Source organism: Cohnella sp. SGD-V74 (assembly GCF_003001675.1).
Taxonomy (GTDB): Bacteria; Bacillota; Bacilli; order Paenibacillales; family Paenibacillaceae; genus Cohnella.
The window spans coordinates 77,822-96,678 of record NZ_PVYW01000024.1 but is presented as its reverse complement, the minus strand read 5'-3'; the positions used below and the strand labels follow the sequence as shown (position 1 = coordinate 96,678).

At 56.7% G+C, this 18,857-nt stretch carries 14 protein-coding genes and 1 pseudogene; 13 read left to right on the top strand and 2 right to left on the bottom strand.

Translation table 11 applies throughout. The annotated features are described in order from the left end of the window. Positions 1 to 88: 88 nt before the first annotated feature. The 5 genes from B0G52_RS29205 (at position 89) to B0G52_RS29185 (ending at position 7,920) form a co-directional block, all read left to right on the top strand. Entirely contained in the window at positions 89 to 970 is an 882-nt protein-coding gene (locus B0G52_RS29205; RefSeq protein ID WP_094049919.1) for a helix-turn-helix domain-containing protein, read from the top strand. Positions 971 to 1,202: 232 nt separating this feature from the next. Then, entirely contained in the window at positions 1,203 to 2,504 is a 1,302-nt protein-coding gene (locus B0G52_RS29200; protein ID WP_094049917.1) for a hypothetical protein, read from the top strand. Between the two features lie 42 nt (positions 2,505 to 2,546). Further along, positions 2,547 to 4,811 carry an ATP-binding protein gene (locus B0G52_RS29195; protein WP_094049915.1) on the top strand — a complete coding sequence of 755 codons (2,265 nt, stop codon included), beginning with the start codon at positions 2,547 to 2,549 and terminating at the stop codon, positions 4,809 to 4,811. A 177-nt stretch (positions 4,812 to 4,988) separates the two neighbouring features. Then, entirely contained in the window at positions 4,989 to 6,818 is a 1,830-nt protein-coding gene (locus B0G52_RS29190) for a sensor histidine kinase (RefSeq protein WP_094049914.1), read from the top strand. Next, entirely contained in the window at positions 6,793 to 7,920 is a 1,128-nt protein-coding gene (locus B0G52_RS29185) for a response regulator (protein ID WP_094049913.1), read from the top strand. The genes B0G52_RS29190 and B0G52_RS29185 overlap by 26 nt, the downstream gene beginning before the upstream one ends. Before the next feature lie 98 nt (positions 7,921 to 8,018). On the opposite strand, the gene B0G52_RS29180 is transcribed toward B0G52_RS29185, so the two are convergent. Both B0G52_RS29180 and B0G52_RS36760 read right to left on the bottom strand, forming a co-directional pair. Beyond that, a complete protein-coding gene (locus B0G52_RS29180; protein WP_233163180.1) occupies positions 8,019 to 8,840 on the bottom strand; it encodes a substrate-binding domain-containing protein in 822 nt (273 codons plus the stop codon). Between the two features lie 135 nt (positions 8,841 to 8,975). Continuing rightward, a pseudogene (locus B0G52_RS36760) lies at positions 8,976 to 9,125 on the bottom strand (GntR family transcriptional regulator); the annotation flags it as partial. A 348-nt stretch (positions 9,126 to 9,473) separates the two neighbouring features. On the opposite strand from B0G52_RS36760, the gene B0G52_RS29175 reads away from it, so the two are divergent. From B0G52_RS29175 to B0G52_RS29140, 8 genes are all read left to right on the top strand, one after another. Continuing rightward, on the top strand, positions 9,474 to 10,115 hold the full coding sequence (locus B0G52_RS29175) for a cyclase family protein (protein WP_094049911.1): 642 nt from the start codon (positions 9,474 to 9,476) through the stop codon (positions 10,113 to 10,115). Positions 10,116 to 10,128: 13 nt separating this feature from the next. Further along, complete coding sequence (locus B0G52_RS29170) at positions 10,129 to 11,100, top strand: C-terminal binding protein (RefSeq protein WP_094049910.1); 972 nt, start codon at positions 10,129 to 10,131, stop codon at positions 11,098 to 11,100. A gap of 45 nt (positions 11,101 to 11,145) precedes the next feature. Beyond that, the gene (locus B0G52_RS29165; RefSeq protein WP_094049909.1) at positions 11,146 to 12,165 is read left to right on the top strand and encodes a zinc-dependent alcohol dehydrogenase; all 1,020 of its coding nucleotides are present in this window, start codon (positions 11,146 to 11,148) and stop codon (positions 12,163 to 12,165) included. A 1-nt stretch (position 12,166) separates the two neighbouring features. After that, positions 12,167 to 12,922, top strand: a complete 756-nt coding sequence (locus tag B0G52_RS29160; protein ID WP_094049907.1) for an SDR family NAD(P)-dependent oxidoreductase — start codon at positions 12,167 to 12,169, stop codon at positions 12,920 to 12,922. Positions 12,923 to 12,961: 39 nt separating this feature from the next. Next, entirely contained in the window at positions 12,962 to 14,308 is a 1,347-nt protein-coding gene (locus B0G52_RS29155) for an ABC transporter substrate-binding protein (RefSeq protein WP_094049905.1), read from the top strand. Positions 14,309 to 14,371: 63 nt separating this feature from the next. Next, positions 14,372 to 15,241, top strand: coding sequence for a carbohydrate ABC transporter permease (locus tag B0G52_RS29150; protein ID WP_094049903.1), 870 nt, complete (start codon positions 14,372 to 14,374; stop codon positions 15,239 to 15,241). Then, positions 15,241 to 16,068, top strand: coding sequence for a carbohydrate ABC transporter permease (locus B0G52_RS29145; RefSeq protein ID WP_094049901.1), 828 nt, complete (start codon positions 15,241 to 15,243; stop codon positions 16,066 to 16,068). Before B0G52_RS29150 ends, B0G52_RS29145 begins: the two co-directional genes overlap by 1 nt. A gap of 34 nt (positions 16,069 to 16,102) precedes the next feature. Beyond that, positions 16,103 to 18,817: an alpha-L-rhamnosidase gene (locus tag B0G52_RS29140; RefSeq protein ID WP_094049899.1), complete on the top strand. Its 2,715-nt coding sequence runs from the start codon at positions 16,103 to 16,105 to the stop codon at positions 18,815 to 18,817. The last annotated feature ends 40 nt before the right edge of the window (positions 18,818 to 18,857 follow it).

The window sequence follows — 18,857 nt, the reverse complement described above, 5'->3', positions numbered from 1 at the left end:
CTTATGAGCATATCCGAATCGCGAAGTTCGGAATAGGGGCGACCTTGCGTTCTTTTTACACGATCTTGCGAAAATAGGGGGCTGGGCCATGTCTGACAAAGGATCGAACGTATACTTGATGATGCTTGGCGACGCTTATCCGTATAATGTGTTCGAGCCCGAATTCAACAATGGGCATACGATATTCTCCTCACACTGGCACGAAAGCTGCCTTGAAATGATTATGGTCACGCGCGGGGAAGTCGAACTGCATATCGGCGGCAAGCCGTTCATCGGAGTGCCGGGCGATATTTTCCTGATCGAGGAAGGGGTCATCCACAGCGGATACGTGGTCGATGAACCTCCGGGTTATTACACGATCTTGCTGGATCGCGACAGATTGGCAAGCTCGGATTTCATGAATGTCGCGTCCCGTTCTTTGCTGACCGGCAATCTTCGCTTGCCTGCGAGGCTCCGCAGCGGAGAGGATGCGCCGTACGAAGCCTGCGCGCTTGCGATTCGCGCCATTATCAACGAATTCACGCGGAAAGCGGAAGGGTACGAGATCGCCATGAAGTCGTATTTGCATATTTTGCTGTTGGAACTGGCCCGGAGCTACGGGGAATTCTCCGCGCGAACCGAGCGAAGAAGCGAGACGGCGGAGCGCAATATGGAACGGCTCAAGGAAGCGATCACGTACATCGAGTCCAATTACAGAGAGCGGTTAACCGTCGGAGAAACGGCGCGGGTCGCCGGAATGAGCCCCTATTATTTCTGCCGCATGTTCAAGCATGCGGTCGGCCGAACGTTCACGGAGTTCATCCATCTGTACCGGATCTGCCAAGCGGAGACGCTGATCCGTACGACCGGTCTGCCGATCTCTCTTATTGCCGAGCGGACCGGGTTCGGCACCTCTCAATACTTGGACGAGCTGTTCAAGCGGTACAAGGGGTGCACGCCGACGCAACTGCGCAAGCAAACATTGCCATGAACCGAATATTAACGCTGAAGTGCGAGGAGCCCCGCCGCTGCCGATGAGAGCAGCGGGGAGCGGCCTCGACGTTTCAGAAAGCATAAAATCCGCCATCCTTATCTGAATCGTCTCCGACAAACCGCCTTCATCGTCCTGAGGATGCCGAAGGCGGTTTTGCTTGTATTCTTTCATTATTCTTTTATTGGCGTCTGGTATAATCCACGTAAATCATGCCGAGAGGAACGGACCAATGCCGAAAACAGTCGAAGCGCGCAAAGGGGAAGAAAGCTCCGCCCGGAGCAGATCGTCGTCCCGGGTCGACGAGGATTTGCAGGAGCAGGCGGAGGAGGAGAGCCAAGAGTCGGACAAGTCCGCCATCTTGGAGCGGCTGAAAGCCCAGGGGGCGGTTCAGGTGTTCCCGGGTATGGGAGCGGGAGAGCGAGCGCGAGAGCAGACCCCGAGCCCTGAAGAGGCGCCCGAGGCGGAAGAGGAAGTTGAAGAAGCGCCGGTGCAGGCGCCCGCGCCGGCCGTGGAAGCTCCGTCGGAAGCGCCGGTCGCGCCCGAAGCCGAAGCGCCGAAGTCCGGTGGAGAGTCCGAATCGTCCGGGAGCGAATCGGAGGAGGCCGGAGGAATCGACCCGGCGTTTCACGAACGCGTGCAGAAGATGACCGACGCGGCCAACAATCCGAAGTGGTACGATATTCCCCAACATATCCGCAACAAACGTCACGGGAAGTGGGACTTGTCCCAAAGCCGCGATCGGAGCGGCAACCGCGCCCGGGACGAAAATCTCGAAGAGGACGTACGAACGAACAAGATCGAGAATCGGCTGATGCCGGGCAAGTTCGATGTGAAACAGAAAGCCAAAAACGCGGTTAACGATATCGTGGATAACCCGGGGCAGACCGCCGTCGGCATGATTCCTCTGTTAGGCAAGGGACTTAAGCAGAAGATGGCCGAGAAATACGACGTAAAGGAACGCGATTTGCTCAAGGGCATAGCGGCGACGACAGGCAATGAGGCGATCAAGACGAGCACGTCTGTTCAAGCGCAAGCGGTCGGCACGAAAATCACGGCCGACCGGGTGAAGGCGGGAATCGGCACCGTGACGGGAATCGTCGGAGACCTCGTACCCGGAGCGGGAGTCGCGACCGGGGCGGTGAGCGCGGCGGCCGGGGTGGCCAGCGATCTCGCCACTTCCGGCTCGCGCAAGCAGGTGAACCAGGCGCGGGCGCGTCAGGAAGCTCGCAGAGATATGGGCAAGAAAGAATTCTCGGCGTACGAGAATATCGACGAATTCATCGGCCTGGAGAAGCAACGGCATGCGCTCGTCGCGGCGGGCAAGGGCAAAGCGGATGCGGGAGCGCCGGCCGTCGACAGCGACGAGCAGGTCAAGCGGCTGACCGCCCATGCGCGCGGAGAAACGGCGCATCACAAATACTACAAGCAACGAGCCAAGGAAGTGGAGAAGGAGCGGGCGGAGGCGGCCAAGCCGAAATCGGAGGAAGGCGGGATGATGTCCCGCATGAAGCGGTTTTTCGGCCGGTCGTAACGTTCGGTTTCTACTATTCTATCGTTCGGCTGGAGGGGCAAAATGGAGCAGGCTGTCGCGGGAACGGGAATGGAGACGGGATCGGAAGTGGATGCGGCAGATGTCGAAGCTGGGAGCGTGACGCCTTTTCGGGACGGAACGGATTGCGTCAGGGGATGGCTGGAGTGGCTGGACGCGGGCATCGCGCTCATGCTGCATCGACGGGAGAGGCTGGATAAGGAGCTCGTTTCTGCGGCGGAGGCATTCGGACAGGGAGCGGATGCTCGAGATCGGGGAGACGGGTCGCCGGCCGCAGGGCGAGAGGATGCAGACGAGCAGAAGCTGTTGCTTCAATGGGAAGACGCACGCGGCAGGGCAGAGCTTGCTGTAAGCCTCGGCGAACGCGACGGCGCGTTTCTGCCGCTTCCGTATTTGGCTCGTCTGTTCGGGCTGACTGCGCTGGAGCAGAGAATCGTCGTCGTCTGCCTGGCGGCGGAGGTGGATCGGAAGTACGAATCGGCGTTCGCGCTGCTGCAAGGCGAGCGCGGCGCGACGTATCCGAGCCGGGATCTGGCCGCGTCGCTCGCGGCGAGCGATGCGGACGAACGCAGGCTGGCGGTCCGGATCATGCGGGACGACGGCGTATTGAACCGCTATTTCCTGCGGGAAGCGGCCGGCGCGCGCAAGGGCGGTACGACCATCAACAGATTCTGTCGCCTGGACGAACGCATGGTCAGATTTGCGCTCGATTCCATCTCCATGCCGGAAGAGCTGGGGCGTTATATGGAGATCGTGTCGCCCTCCGAGGAGCCGCCGCCGCTGCTGGGCCATTTCGACATTCAAACGAAGCTGCGCAGCTGGTTGACCCGTCGAATCGCCGAGGACGGAGCCTCGTTGGTCGTCTCTCTATGGGGAGCGGAAGGAGCGGGGGGCAAGACTCAAGTCGCCCATGTCGGGGCTCACTTTAAGGAAGCGCTGCTGTACGTGGATATGACCAAGCTGCCGGAGGCGGACGAGAGCGGGCCGGACGCCCTGGACGCGGTGTTTCGCGAGGCGGCCATCCAGCAGGCGATTCCCGTGTTTTACGGCTTCCGGGCCGCGTCCGACGGAGAAGCAGCGGACAGACGCCGCAAGATCGCGCTGCTGGAACGGCTGGCCCGACTTCCGGGCACCGTTTTCCTGCTGTCGGAGGAGCCCTGCCGTCCGCTCGATCGCCGCGGCGTCATCGGACTGGAGCTGGAAGTTCCGGGATTGTCGGAGGAGGAGCGGATTGAGGCGTGGCGAACCCTTGCGCTCGCTTACGAGCTGGAGGACGGCATCGATTGGGGGGCGCTGTCGTCGCGCTTCGTCTTCCATCCCGGACAGATCGAGAGCGCGCTGGCAGCGGCTCGCGCTTCGGCCCAGTGGAGAGCGGCCGGTGGGGGACGGGAGCTCGTCGGCTGGAGCGACCTGATTCAAGCCTGCTACAAGCAGCTGAGCCATAACCTGGGCGCGAAGTCGAAGCGGCTGTCGCCGAAGCATCGCTGGGACGACCTCGTGCTTCCCGAGCCCCAGACCCGCAAGCTGCAGCATGCGTGCAACCATATCCGCTACAAGCATACGGTGTACGGCTCATGGGGATTTCAGCGCAAGCTCTCCTACGGCACAGGAGTCAGTCTGCTGTTCTCCGGACCTCCGGGCACGGGCAAGACGATGGCGGCGGAGATCGCGGCCAACGAGCTGGATATGGAGATTTATAAGATCGACCTGTCTCAGATCATCAGCAAATACATCGGGGAAACCGAGAAAAATTTGCGCGACATTTTCGACGAAGCCCAATCGAGCTATGCGATTTTATTTTTCGACGAGGCTGACGCGCTGTTCGGCAAGCGTTCCGAGGTCAAGGATTCCCACGACAAGAACGCCAACACGGAAGTCGCATTTTTGCTGCAGAAGATGGAGGAGTATCGGGGCATTTCGATCCTGGCGACCAACTATTTGCAGAACATGGACGAAGCCTTTTTGCGACGCATCAATTACGTGATCCGCTTCCCGTTCCCGGACGAGAAGCAGCGGGAGACGATCTGGAGAAGCATCTTCCCGCGGGAGACGCCGCTCTCTTCCGATCTCGACTGCGGCTTCCTGGGCCGCAAGCTGCAGATGTCGGGCGGAAGCATCAAGAACGTCGCCCTCACCGCGGCTTTCCTGGCGAGCGGAGTCGGAGAGGCGGTCGGCATGAAGCACGTTTTTCAGGCGTACCAGTATGAGCTGGACAAGACGAATCGCACAATTACGCGGGATGAGCTGGGGGAATACGGCTACTTCTTCGAGGAGATTCGCAACGGCTAGGGCGTGTATCTGCTATCCTCGGAGGTTGCATATACGCCCTGGCTCGCCTTATGTCGAAAAAACGATTCGGACTCCGGTCTTCGGATGTTATGATGATAGCGAAGGGATTAAATTCCCGAACCGGACCGAGGAATTCCGACCCGGTCGCCAATCATCGCAAGCAAGGGAGCCGTCTTCGTGGATATTAAGCAGTGGATGTCGATCTTCCTGTTCGCCGCCGCGGCGATTATGCTGTTCATCTCATGGCTTTCCTACCGGAAGCGCCATCTGCCCGCAGCCAGAACGGTTCTATTCATGATGCTGACGGCGGCCTTCTATGCGTTGGGCTATGGGCTGGAGGTGCTCAGCCGAACTCTGGATGAGTTTAAGCTGTCGCTGCAGATCGAATATTTGGGCATTCCTTTCGTTTCCACGCTGTGGCTGATTCTCGTCATCCAGTTTACGGGGACCGCTGCGAAGCGCCGGAGGCAGCTGTCCGCAGCGCTGATGGTCGTTCCGGTGCTTGTATTCGGATTTCACTTGACCAACGATTGGCACCATCTCGTATATGAGCGTTACATCTTGAATACGGATTCCGCGGTTCCGCTGTACACAACGATCAAAGGCTTCTGGTACGAGGTGCACGGCCTCTACAATTATGGCGTGATGGTGTGCGGAATGTTGCTGTTTATTCCGATGTTTTGGCGTTCTCCTCCCATCATGCGCAAACAGATCGTCATTCTCGCTTTGGGCGGGGCCGCTCCGATGCTGCTGAATGCGATGTTCTGGTTCGGCGTTCAAGTCGACTTGACGCCGTTCGGATTCGTCGTGTCGGGCATCGTGTACGTATGGGGAATCTATCGCTTTAATCTGCTGCGGCTCATGCCGCTCGCGCACGCGAAGCTGTTCGATACGATTCGGGACGGGGTTGTGCTGATTGACGGAGATGACCGGATCGTGAGCTTTAATCGGGCTGCAGCGTCCGTACTAAGCGAGTTGTCCGACATTGCCCGCTATCCGGCGGAGGCCGCCAAGGCGTTGTCCGTTCACCCGGAACTGCTGGAAAGCATTGTCGGCGCCGGTACGGGAGAGGCTCAGTTCCCGTTTCGCCGAACGGACGGGGAACGGACCCGGCATTACGCCTGCAGCTTAACTCCGATTGTGGAAGCGGACACGCAGCCGATCGGCAAAATTCTCATGCTCAACGATATTACGGAGCTGAAGGAAAATGAGGAGCGGCTGCGCGAAAATGCCCGTCAGCTCGCCGAGCTGAACGCCTTCAAGGATAAGCTGTTTACCGTCGTCGCGCACGATATCCGGGACCCGATCGCGCTTCTTGTCAGCCTGACCGAGCTGCTCGGCGAGGAGCTGGCCGCCGCCGAACAGGAGCATGCCGAGCTGTTCCGCGAGCTGAAGGACCAGGTGCACGGCACGTTCCATCTGGTCGAGCAATTGTTGGATTGGTATCGCAGCCAGAAGGGCCAAGTCCAATTCCGTCCGATGAGCTGGAATTTGCAGCAGGTCGTCCGCCAGGCGCTGTCGCTCGCGGGAGCGAAGGCGGGCATTAAGCGGATCGCGCTGACGGAGCGGATCGACGATCGGCTTGCGGTGCGCGCCGACAAAGAGATGCTGGACTTGATCTTGCGCAACCTGCTCTCGAACGCGATCAAGTATACGGGAATCGGAGGCGAGGTCGAGGTCGGCGCCGCCTTGGAAGGCGAGTCGGTCGTCGTCTCCGTGCGCGATAACGGAGCGGGGATCGATCCGCGAATTTCGGAGCTGCTTCGACTGGAGGAGCCGTTCTTCAAGCCGACGGTTCCCGGGGACGATTCGGCCAGCGCCAGATTCGGTCTCGTCCTGGCACGGGAGTTCGTGCGGATACACGGCGGAAGGCTCTGGTTCGACAGCGTTCCGGACGAGGGGACGACCTTCTATTTCTCGTTGTCCGGTTCCGCGGGCGGCCGGGAAGAGCACGTCGACGCAAAAGGGAGGCGGGAGGCCGTTGAAAGCGATTTTGGTGGACGATGAACCGACGATGCATCTGATTTTGCGTAAAATGCTGGCCAAGCTGCCGGAGATTCAGGTGGCGGGCGCGTTTACGGATACGGGAGCGGCGGAGGCTTATTTGCGGCAGAACGGGGACGTCGGCCTCGCTTTCGTGGACATCTCCATGCCGGGCGAGAGCGGACTGAGCTTTGCGGCCGGCATGAACGCGGCCGGTTCTCCGGTGCAGATCGTCTTCGTCACGTCGCACAAGGAATACGCGCTGGATGCTTATGAACTGTCCGTGCTGGATTACTTGGTGAAGCCCGTTACGCAGGAGCGTCTTCAACGTACCGTTCAACGCGCGCTGAAGGCGGAGAATCGGATGTTGCCTCAGAAGGCTCCGGCAACGCTTGAAGCGGACAAGACGGTCGTCACGCTGCTGGGGGACGTCGTCGTGAGCAACGCGGCGGGTCGCATCAAATGGATCTCTCGCAAATGCGCCGAGCTGTTCGCTTATTTGCTGCTCCACAGGGGCCGAAGAATTCCGCGTTCCCGGCTGATCTCCGATATTTTCGGAGGCATGGAGCACGAGCAGGCGCTGAAATACTTGAATACGTCGATCTACCAGCTGCGCAAATCATTGGAGCCTCTCGGCTTGCGCGATGCGGTGCGCTCCGAGAACGACGGCTACGCGCTCGAGCTGGCGGCCGATTCCGCGATCGATTGCGCGGAGTTCGAGGCTCAGGCGAACCGGCTGAGTACGATTACGCCCGACAACGCGGAGCTGGCCCAGCGGATCGAGCGCTCCTATACCGGCGATCTGTTCGGAGACAGGGCGTACGTCTGGGCCGTTCATGAAACGGAGCGTTACGCGGAGCTGTACGCATCGCTCGCCGTAAGACTTGTCGAAGCCTATCTCTCCATGGGCAACGCGACGGCCGCGATAAGCTTGCTTATGAAGCTGAACCAGCGCAATCCGCTGGACGAATCGGTCGTCCGCCTGCTGATGCTGGCGCGCGCGCAAATCGGGGACAGGAACGGAATCAACGCGCTGTATGCCGATTACGTTCGGCTGCTTGACCGCGAGCTGGGCATCGGCCCGTCCGACGATTTGGCCGGCTATTATGAGGAGTTGAACGGTTAAAGCCGCGAAGATGCTTGCAACTTAAAACCGGCGATGTCAGGTGCAATCACCTGGCATCGCCGGTTTTTTGCGCGATTTAGAAAGTGCTCGTTGTCCGATTACGAAAGCTCGACGAGTCGCGGCGTCAGCATATGTTTACGCGGCTCGGTTCCTTTTGCGATGGAATCCACGATCATTCGCGCCGCGATCGTACCCATTTCAAACGGAGATTGGTCGATATAAGCAAGCGGAGAGACGCAATCCGGGTACAGAAGCGGTTGGTCGCAGCAAATGATGCGGACATGCTGCAGGCCGAGCTCGGCGCAAGCTTTCCCGACGTAACGGGCCAGCAGCGCATCGACGGCGGCGATGGCGTCAAGATCTCGGTTGTTCTCCAGAAATTCGAGGATTTCCGGAGGGATGTCGTCCATACTCGATTGCTCGAGTATAGAAGTAGATACCGAGAGGATTCTTCCCGGAGACAACGGTTCTTTCCCTTTACGGGCAAGAGCGGTTTGAAACCCGTTTACCCGATCGCTTACGCCGATCGTGTATAAGGGAGGGTAGGTTACGAGCCCGATCGATTGGACATTCCGCTCAATGAGGTAATCTACCATAAGCGTACCAATTTCTTTCGTATTGCAAAATACACCGTTGGTACGAATGTCGCGCATCGTTCTCTCGACGAGAACGACGGGATGCTTGTTCAATACGAGGCGGACGATATCATCGTTGAAATGCTGCTCTCCTTGGCTGGCCACGATAATGATTCCGTCCACTGGGATGTTCAGAAAGTCGTGGATCGCCTTGGATTCCTCCTCGCGGTTTGAGATTCTCTTGAATACGAAGTGATAGGAAAGCTGAGTCAATGCGGACTCGACGCCGGAAATCAGCATGGACGAGTAGTGGGACTCCATCCACGGCATGATGAAACCGATCATCTTCGTGCGGTGCTGCAGAGGAAGGAGGGGCGTCTGATGGGTTTCCGTTGGGATGGAGCTTTGGTTTCGATCGGCGACGAAGGTTCCTTTACCTCGGTGCCGGTAGAGGAAACCGTCGTTCACCAAACCGAGCATGGCATGTTTCGCCGTGATTCTGCTGACCTGAAACTGATCGGCGATTTCCCGTTCGGGAGGGATTTGATAGTGCGGCGGCCAAAGGCCTCTCTCTATCTGCGCGATAATATAATCCTGAATTTGCGAGTATAAGGGCTTCTTCGCGTTCATGTTCTGGATCCACTCCGGAATCGTTGATAAAATCGAATCCCTGTTTTCGGGATTTTGATGAAAGTATATAACATTAATATTGATATATCAATAGAAGGTGTTATGGAGCGGCCCAATGAAAACTTTCGAAAGTGTACCGATGGTTGATTGATCCAGATGCTGATTTTGCCCCCATTTTTTCTGATATGATAATACTAATATAACTTTAAAATTAAAATAACGTATTGACATGACCAATTTCTCGGTGTTAATCTTGATCTGCAAACGCTTACCCTTAGAGTGGCGGGGGTTTATCGCTTTTTGTTTCTGAGAAATTGGATATAACTTTTAACGGGAGGTTGGAGAACTATGAACGGAAACATCGTGGATTTGTCGTTGGACATTTACCATGCCGCGCCGACATTTCCTCTGGATCCGAAATGCGCGGTCATCGTCCATCACACGGTCGACAGCATGGGGTATAACATTTCGCAGCTCGTCATGAGCACCCATCAAGGCACTCATCTGGATGCTCCGTTCCATTTCCTAGACGACGGGAAGACGGTGGAGCAGCTCGATTTGAACAAGTGCATCGGGGACGCGCTGCTCGTCGATTTGTCGCATAAGAAGCCCAAGGAAGAAATCACGGTCGAAGATTTCGCTTCCGTAGCCTATCGAATCGGCGAAGGAACCCGACTCATCTATCGGACGGACTGGTTCAAGCAATATCCGCAGCAGCACTATTTTTCCGATTTTCCCTATATGACGATCGAACTGGCGCAATGGCTGGCAGAACGCAAAATCGCGATGATCGGCATGGACGTCCCGACGCCGAATCCGACCGATTTCGACCCCGTTCACAAAATTTTGTTGAAGGCGGAGATCGTCATCGTGGAAGGGTTGGCGAACTTGGGCGACGTTGGGGCGGACGAATTCTTTTTCATGGCGGCTCCCTTGCGGATCAAGGGACGCGACGGTTCGCCGGTAAGAGCGCTGGCGATACGGAAATAAACGGAGGGGAAATATGAGCAACTACTTGGTAGCAGTTACGGATTCCGGATTTCCCGACTTGGAGCAGGAGAAGAGTATTTTGCAGCCGCTGGGTTTTGCTTTCGCCGAGGGGCAATGCCGGACGGCAGCCGAGGTCGCCGCCCTGTGCCGCGATGCGGACGCCGTGTTGACCCAGTGGGCGCCGGTTACGGCGGAAGCGATCGAATCGTTCGAGAAATGCCGGGTGATCGTGAGATACGGCATCGGCGTCGACAACGTCGATCTCGAAGCGGCCAAACGCAAAAATATCCCCGTCGTGAACGTTCCCGATTACGCGGTCCAGGAAGTGGCCGATCATACACTTTCCTTGATGTTGGCCATCGTTCGCAAAATTCCTCAAGTCGTGCAACGGGTGAGAGACGGCATATGGGAGATTTCCCCTTGCCGGCCGATTGTTGGTCTGCAGGACAAAACGATCGGCTTGGCCGGATTCGGCAATATCGCGAAAGCGGTGCTGAAGCGAGCGGAGGCGTTCGGTCTGAAAGCGATTTCCTACGATCCGTACATCAACGAGTCGGCTATGGCCGAAATGGGCGTGGAGAAGGTGGATTGGGAGACGCTGCTCGCCCGCAGCGATATTTTATCGGTCCACATGCCGCTTACGCCGGCGACAAAACGGATATTGGACGCGGAGGCCTTCGACAAGATGAAGCCGACAAGTTTCCTGGTCAATACCTCACGCGGAGGAACGGTCGACACCGACGCCTTGATTGCCGCGCTTCGCGGCGGCCAGATCGCGGGGGCTGCGGTCGACGTGCTGGAGCAGGAGCCGATTGCTTCCGACAGCCCGTTGCTGAAGCTGGACAATTGCCTCGTCACGAGCCATTGCGCCTGGTATTCGGAAAGCTCTCTTCTTCGTCTACAGGAGTATGCGGCGCTCGAAATCAAAAGATTGTTTTCCGGGGAGCGTCTGCTGCACGTGGTGAACGGAGTCGGCAAAGATTAGTTTGAAACGGAACGTAACCGAAGCGGCGGAGGTTGGAAGCAGCAAATGAAATCACTTGTATATCTGGGAGCCAGACAGTTGGCAGTCGAGGAGAGAGACGTTCCGGAACCGAAACCGGACGAGGCGATCCTCCGCGTCGAAGCCGTCGGGATCTGCGGCAGCGAATTGGAAGGGTATTTGGGACACAGCAGTATTAGAAAACCTCCCCTCGTGATGGGGCACGAATTTTGTGGATCGATCGTTCGTTTGGGGAGCGATGTACACCAATTCGCGATTGGAAGCAAGGTCATCGCGAACCCGCTCGTCTCTTGCGGGACGTGCGACCGCTGCCGGATCGGCAAGGGGAACATCTGCCGCAACCGGCAGATCGTCGGAATTCACCGTCCGGGAGCGTTCGCGGAATTCGTCGCCGTACCCGCAGCCAATCTGTATTCCGTACCTGCGGCAATGGACTCCAGCCTGGCCTCCTTGGCGGAGCCGCTCGCGGTGTGCATCCATGCGGTCAAGCTGGGGTTGAAGCCGTATGAAAATTTGATGATCTACGGAGCCGGGCCAATCGGGCTGCTGACACTGCAAGCGGCGTTGACGATGGGCGCCGATCGCGCGCTGGTGATAGACAGACAACCCGACAGACTTGCTTTCGCCAAGCAGCTCGGCGCCGAGACCGCGACACCGGAGCAGGCGGAGAAGGCGCGCGAGAAGTTGTTCGGCGCGCGCGGAGTGGATACGATCATCGATTGCGTAGGCGTTCAATCCACCCGCGAGGATGCGGTCCGGAGCATTAATCCCGGCGGCACGATCGTAGCGGTAGGACTGGGACAGGATCAATCCTTGCTCTCCATGAATCATGTCGTGCGCCAGGAAATCGCGATCGTCGGATCGTACACGTATTCGGACGAAGATTTCGAGCAGGCGGTCAAATTGTTGTCTCAAGGCAAGGTAACCGGGGAGGGCTGGTCGTCGACATGCGGATTGGAGGATGCGGTCGGAGTGTTCGCGGATCTTGCCGACGGTAAGGCCAAGTTCAGCAAATATATCATAAATCTTTCAGAAGGAGCGAGGTAAAATGAGCAGGTTAGCGGGCAAAACGGCTATCGTGACGGGCAGCACCAGAGGGATCGGCAGAGGAATCGCCGTCCGCTACGGCAGAGAAGGGGCGAACGTGGTCGTATCGGGCACGAACGCGGAGCTGTGCGAGGAGGTGGCGGAATCGATCCGCCGGGAAGGCGGATCCGCGATCGGCATCGTGTGCGACGTTTCCGATCTCGATCAGATCAATCGACTGTACGACAAGACGCTGGAGAAATTCGGCGAGATCAACATCGTCGTGAACAATGCGGGAATCGCCGTATTCCAGCCTTTTATCGAAGTCGAACCGGAGACGGTGAGGAAAATATGGAACGTCAATCTGTTCGGAACGTTCTTCAGCGGCCAGCGGGCGGCGAAGGAGATGATTCGGCAGGGCAAAGGCGGGAAAATTATCAATATGTCCTCTATTTCCGAAGAAGTCGGCACGGCCGATTTGACCCAGTACGCCATGACCAAAGGCGGCATTAAAATCATGACCAAGTGCATGGCGCTTGAGCTGGCCCAATACGGGATCAACGTCAACGCGATCGGCGCCGGCGTCATCGATACGGATATCAGCATGGAGGAGTTCTCCAAGCCGGGCATGAGAGAAGAGACGGTCAAGAGAATTCCGTGGGGCCGCATGGGAGAGCCGGAAGATCTGGCTGGCACCGCGGTGTTCCTGGCTCACGAGGATTCGGATTACGTCACCGGAACTACGGTGTACGTCGACGGCGGCTTGCTCGCGATGTAACGCCAAAAAATAAAAAGAAATCAGGGAGGGTACTTCAAGATGTCAAAAGTCATTCGTACAGCACTGTTCTCATTGTCCGCCGCCGCTTTAGTCACCGCCGCCGCATGCGGCGGCAATAACGCGAGTCCTTCCAGCTCAAGCACGCCGCCGTCTGCAGGCTCTTCCGAGTCGGCCGGGTCGGCGAACACGGATAAAAAGGTTACGATCTCTCATGCGGTAGGCGGAGACAGCCCGAGCCGCGACGTGTGGATGAAAGCGATCGGCGAAGCGGTCGGCGTCGAGCTCGACATTCAGGTGCTGCCGCTGGAGCAAATGGAACAGATCTACAAAGTAAAGGCCGGTACGAACGATCTTCCGGATTTGATCAGCTATCACCCGGGCGCGAGGACGCGAGACGACCTGCAGGCGAAGGATAAGCTGATCGATCTGTCGGACATGCCTATCATTCAAAATATTTTGGACGACATTAAGCCCTATTACGTAGAACAGGACGGCAAAGTGTACGGCGTGCCGGGACAGGCGCTGAAATTCGGCGGTATCGCGTATAACAAGAAAGCGTTTACGGAAGCGGGCGTCAGCATTCCGCAATCGCTCGACGAATTGTTCGCCGTCAGCGAGCAGCTGAAAGCGGCCGGCAAGGTTCCGCTCTACCTGTCGGCGAAGGATTCCTGGACGCTGCAAATTCCTGGACTTGCCGCCTTCTCGTACGATCAGTTGCAGAGCCCGGGCATTCTGGACAAAATCAATACGAATCAAGCTACGTTCAAGGACGCTGCCCATTTCATCGAAGCGTTCGATACGATGAAGAAGATGGTCGATCAAGGCTACGTGAACAGCGACTATTTGTCGGCTACGTACACGAACGGCTTGCAAGCCATTTCCGAGGGCAAGGCGGGCATGTATCCGGTGCTGACGAGCGCCTTCAGCACCATTCTAGACACGACACCCGATCTGATCAACGATGTGGGCTTCTTCCCATGGCCGGTCGAAGGCGACAAGACGGTTACCGTATGGCCTCCGATGATCTACGGTATTCCGCAATCGAGCAAAAACGCCGACGCCGTCAAGAAGTACATCGAATTCTTCGCCTCTTCCGAAGGACAGAAGATTTACTTCGACACGTTGCCGGCAGCCGGCGTACCGGCTTACAAAGGCGTCGAGCTTGACGAATCGAAACTGCTTGATCCGGTGAAAGAAATGATCGAAGTCACCAAAACAGCGAAACAGTTCGCTACAGTCGACTTCAGCGTCGTCGCCAACATGGGCGCGTTCGGTCAGACGGTACAGGAAATTCTGATGGGCCAGAAGTCGGGTGCGGATCTTGCCGCGGAGTTGTCCGACATTCTTGCGAAGAACGCGAAAGCGAAAGGCGCCCCGGGATTCTGATGGACGGCATAACGGATATTGGAGCCCCGTACGGGGCTTCAATATCGGATAGGGGAGATCACATTGCATAAATTGGAACGCAAAACCTACTCGATTAGCTTCGCTATTCCTTGGCTGCTCATCTACGGCATTTTTTTCGTTTTGCCTACTTTGTTCAGCTTCTACTATGCGTTTACTGACTGGGATTTGACATCCGCGAAGTTTTCCGGGTTCAGCAACTTTGTCGAGATGTTCAACAATCCGGTGTTTTCCACAGCGCTGGCCAATACCGCCATCTTTACGATCCTGTCGATCATCCTTAAAGTCGCCGTTTCTCTTGCGCTGGCGATGGCGCTGTATCATTGCGTCGCCAGCAACTTTTTCCGTACGATCTTCTTCTCCCCTTACGTTCTGAGCTATATCGCGATCGGCGTCCTGTTCACTGCGATCATGCACCCGGAGATCGGTGTGCTGAACAAAGCGCTGCGAGCGATAGGACTGGATTTTTTGGCGCTAAATTGGCTCATCGAGAAAGGGCAGGTCATTTACTCCCTTGTCTTCATCGACGTCTGGAAGTCCGCCGGTTTCCACTTGGCGATCTTTATCGCGGCGCTGCAGACCATCCCTTCCGACATGATGGAGTCGGCCTCCATAGACGGTGCGGGACCCTGGAAGAAATTCCGCTATATTACGTTTCCGATGCTTGCGTCGGCGTTTAACGCCAACGTCATTTTCGCGCTTATCGTCGGTTTGACGAAATTCGATCTCGTGTTCGTCACGACGGGCGGCGGACCGGGTTATTATTCGGAAGTGTTGAAAACATTGGTCTACAAGCAATTCGCCATGGGCCGATACGGATTGGCTACCGCCGGCGAGTTGATTATATTTGTGATCGTGATTACGCTGACGGTTACCATGAGGAAATTTCTGGACAAGCGGGAGGTTGAGGTCTAATGAAGTCGCGTTCCCTTCCGTATGGACAAATCGTTCTCATTGCCGTGTTATCCGCTTTGAGCCTGCTTATCCTCGTTCCTTTTTACCTCATCTTCATCAATTCGTTGAAGTCGCCCGCTGAAGCGAGCGAGTTGGGGCTTGCTTTCCCTTCGAAGCTGGAATGGAGCAATTATTCCAAAGTGTTCGAAGTCGCGGATCTGCCGCTCGCATTTACGAACAGCGTCGTGCTCACCTTCTCGAGCGTAGCGATCATTCTGATTTCGGCCGCAATGGCCGCATTCGTGATACAGCGAAGAAAAGACGGTTGGAGTTCGGCATTAAACGTATTGGTCATGCTGGGTCTCGTCGTTCCTCCAGCCATCGTTCCGCTTTACAAGGTGCTTAGCTTTTTCCATCTGAACGGAACGATCCTCGGCGTCGTCCTGATCAACGTGGCGACCCGTTCGCCGCTCAGCGTATTTTTGGCGAACCAGTTCCTGAAGAGCATTAGCAAAGAGATCGACGAAGCCGCCATCATCGACGGCTGCGGCAAATATAAATTGTTTTTCCGGATCGTTCTTCCTCTAATGGGACCGATCATGGTTACGCTGTTTATCTTTAACTCGACCTTCGTCTGGAACGACTTTATGTACGTGCTCTATTTCTTGTCCAGCGGTAAACAGATGACTCTGCCGCTGACGATGTACTTGTTTACCGGACAATTCGGATCGATGTGGAATCTTGTTTTCGCCAACATACTGATCATCTCGGCTCCGCTTCTGATCATTTACTTTTTTGCGCAGCGGTTCATCATTGCCGGCATGACGGCCGGCGCTATCAAAGGCTGACTTAACCGACAAACCCAACGAACGAGGTGCTCAAATGGCATTCCGCCCAGAACGCTTGAGAGTCGAATATTTGGAAAATCCGCAAGGCATTGACGAGCTGCGTCCCCGGCTCGGCTGGACCATGGAAGCTTCGGGAAAAGGAGCCCGGCAAACGGCCTATCGCATTCTCGCGGCGACAGAACTGTCGCTTCTCGATGCCGAAGACGGCCGTGTATGGGATACCGGCAAGGTGGCGTCGGAGCAGTCGGAGCACGTGGAGTATGCGGGCGCGGAGTTGCAATCGGGGCAGCAGTATTATTGGAAAGTGAAAATATGGAATCAAAATGACGAGCCCTCCGCCTGGTCCTACGGAAGCTGGTCGATGGGGCTGCTGCGCCGTGACGAATGGAAGGGCAAGTGGATCGGCCTGAAATCCGACGTCGTGCCGAACAATGAGTTTCAGAAGCCTTCGGTTTATTTGCGCAAGGCGTTCGAGATTGCCAAGCCGGTCAAGCGCGCGACGATGTATGCCACGGCGCTCGGCTTGTACGTTTGTCATATCAATGGAAGCAAAGTCGGCGAATACGTCTTCTCTCCGGAATTCACCGATTACAATACCCGGGTGTATTATCAGACCTTCGACGTGACCGGAATGCTTCGGCAAGGCGGCAACGGCATAGGGCTGACCCTTGGCCAAGGCTGGTATGCCGGTTACGTCGGGTTGTACGATTTTCAAAAATACGGTACCGATCCTTTTGCCTTGATGCAGTTGAACATCGAGTACGAGGACGGCAGCTCGTCGTACGTGGCGACGGACGAAAGCTGGAAAGCTTCCTTCGGGCCGATTGTTTCCTCCGATCTGATCATGGGCGAAATGTACGACGCAAGAGTCGAGATGCCGGGATGGAACGAATTCGGGTACGAGGCGCCCGGTTGGCTGGACCCGAGCGTCAACTTCGACTACAAAGGGTATTTGAACGCACAATGCGGTCCTGATATCAAAGTGACGATGCGTCTTAAGCCGCAAAAAATAACGCGGGTCGCGCCTCGCAAATATATTGTCGACATGGGCCAAAACATGGTTGGCCGAGTGATCGCGAAGCTTCCGGAGAATGCCAAATGGGGCGACCGGATGACGATTCGCCACGGCGAGGTGCTCACTCGCGAAGGCGAGCTGTATACGGATAATCTTCGCAACACGAAACAACTCGACGTCTATATTGCGAACGGTTCCGGAAACGAGACGTACGCGCCGACCTTCACCTTTCACGGCTTCCGGTTCGTCGAGTTCGACGGGTATCCCGGGGAGTTGACGGAAGAATGCCTGGTCGGCGAAGTGATTCACTCCGCGATGGACGTCACCGGCCAGATCGAGACTTCGGACGAGATGGTGAATCGCCTGTTCAGCAACATTTTTTGGACGCAGCGCGGCAATTTTCTCAGCGTGCCTACGGATTGCCCGCAGCGCGACGAGAGAGCGGGCTGGATGGGAGATGCGCAAATCTATTCTTTTACGGCCAGTTTTAATATGGAGGTCGCCTCGTTTTTCAAGAAATGGATGATCGACGTTGAGGATGCGCAGAAACCGACGGGGGCTTTTACCGACGTCTCGCCGCATTTGCCGTATTCCACGATCTCGGCTTATCCGCTAGTCGGTTCTTCGGGATGGGCGGACGCCGGCGTCGTAATTCCGTGGAACATGTATCGGATCTACGGAGACAAGCGCATTCTCGAGCGGCATTATGGGGCGATGAGCCGCTGGATTGGCTATAACCGGATGTTGTATCCGCGTCATATCCGGTGGAATAAGCCGCAATACGGGGACTGGCTGTCCATTCCTGCGGCCGATCTGACCGACGAACAGCATGGCACCACTCGTTACAGCGCGTTCTCGACGACGCCGTTCGAAGTGTTCGGAACCGCTTATTACGCTTATGTCGCCGGCATGATGCGGGATATTGCGGGTGTTCTCGGCAAGTCGGAGGACGAGCGACAATATGCTGAGCTGCATGAAGAAATCAAAGAGACGTTTAACCGGGAGTTCGTGGACGCAGACGCGCGCATCAGCGGGAATACGCAGACGGCTTACGCCATGGCGCTGTTTATGGAGCTGCTTCCGGAGGACCAGCGCGAGCGAGCGGCCCGGCATCTCGTCGGCCGCATCGAGATCGAGGATTGGCACATTACTACCGGTATCCATGGCATCCGCTTCCTGCTCCCCGTATTGTCCGAGTACGGTTACGACGACGTTGCTTATCGTCTGCTGCAACAGGATACTTATCCGTCCTGGATGTACACGATCCATGAAGGCGCCACGACGATCTGGGAACGGTGGGACGGATGGACGGAGGAGAAGGGATTTCAGAATACGTTAATGAATTCCTTCAACCACTATGCGTTAGGCTCGGTCGGCGAATGGATGTACCGCTATATGGGAGGCATCCATCCGGCGGAGCCGGGATACAAGAAAATCGTCATCCAGCCGAGAATCAACGAGCGGCTGCGCAAGGCCGACGTCCGCTATCGCTGCATCAAAGGGTTGATCGAGTCCGCTTGGGAAGTGACCGATCGGGGCGAATTGGAAATGCGCGTGACCATACCGCCCAACGCTTCAGGAGAGGTCGTCATTCCGCTGAAGTTCGGAACGGCGGTTACCGAAAGCGGCGTGCCCGCCGAACAGGCGGAAGGCGTTGCTCTCCTGAGACGGGACGAAGAAAGTGCAGTCTATCTTTGTCAGCCGGGCACTTACAGCTTTACGGTCACGGCCTGACGGCAGGGGCTTAAAGCGCGACGTTTCGGCGGAGGGATAA

Bases quoted from the DNA above. Each gene is read 5' to 3' on its own strand.
- B0G52_RS29200 (WP_094049917.1), top strand. From the start codon at position 1,203: ATGCCGAAAACAGTCGAAGCGCGCAAAGGGGAAGAAAGCTCCGCCCGG.
- B0G52_RS29175 (WP_094049911.1), top strand. From the start codon at position 9,474: ATGAACGGAAACATCGTGGATTTGTCGTTGGACATTTACCATGCCGCG.
- B0G52_RS29140 (WP_094049899.1), top strand. From the start codon at position 16,103: ATGGCATTCCGCCCAGAACGCTTGAGAGTCGAATATTTGGAAAATCCG.
- B0G52_RS29160 (WP_094049907.1), top strand. From the start codon at position 12,167: ATGAGCAGGTTAGCGGGCAAAACGGCTATCGTGACGGGCAGCACCAGA.
- B0G52_RS29145 (WP_094049901.1), top strand. From the start codon at position 15,241: ATGAAGTCGCGTTCCCTTCCGTATGGACAAATCGTTCTCATTGCCGTG.
- B0G52_RS29155 (WP_094049905.1), top strand. From the start codon at position 12,962: ATGTCAAAAGTCATTCGTACAGCACTGTTCTCATTGTCCGCCGCCGCT.
- B0G52_RS29165 (WP_094049909.1), top strand. From the start codon at position 11,146: ATGAAATCACTTGTATATCTGGGAGCCAGACAGTTGGCAGTCGAGGAG.
- B0G52_RS29205 (WP_094049919.1), top strand. From the start codon at position 89: ATGTCTGACAAAGGATCGAACGTATACTTGATGATGCTTGGCGACGCT.
- B0G52_RS29195 (WP_094049915.1), top strand. From the start codon at position 2,547: ATGGAGCAGGCTGTCGCGGGAACGGGAATGGAGACGGGATCGGAAGTG.
- B0G52_RS29180 (WP_233163180.1), bottom strand. From the start codon at position 8,840: ATGATCGGTTTCATCATGCCGTGGATGGAGTCCCACTACTCGTCCATG.
- B0G52_RS29170 (WP_094049910.1), top strand. From the start codon at position 10,129: ATGAGCAACTACTTGGTAGCAGTTACGGATTCCGGATTTCCCGACTTG.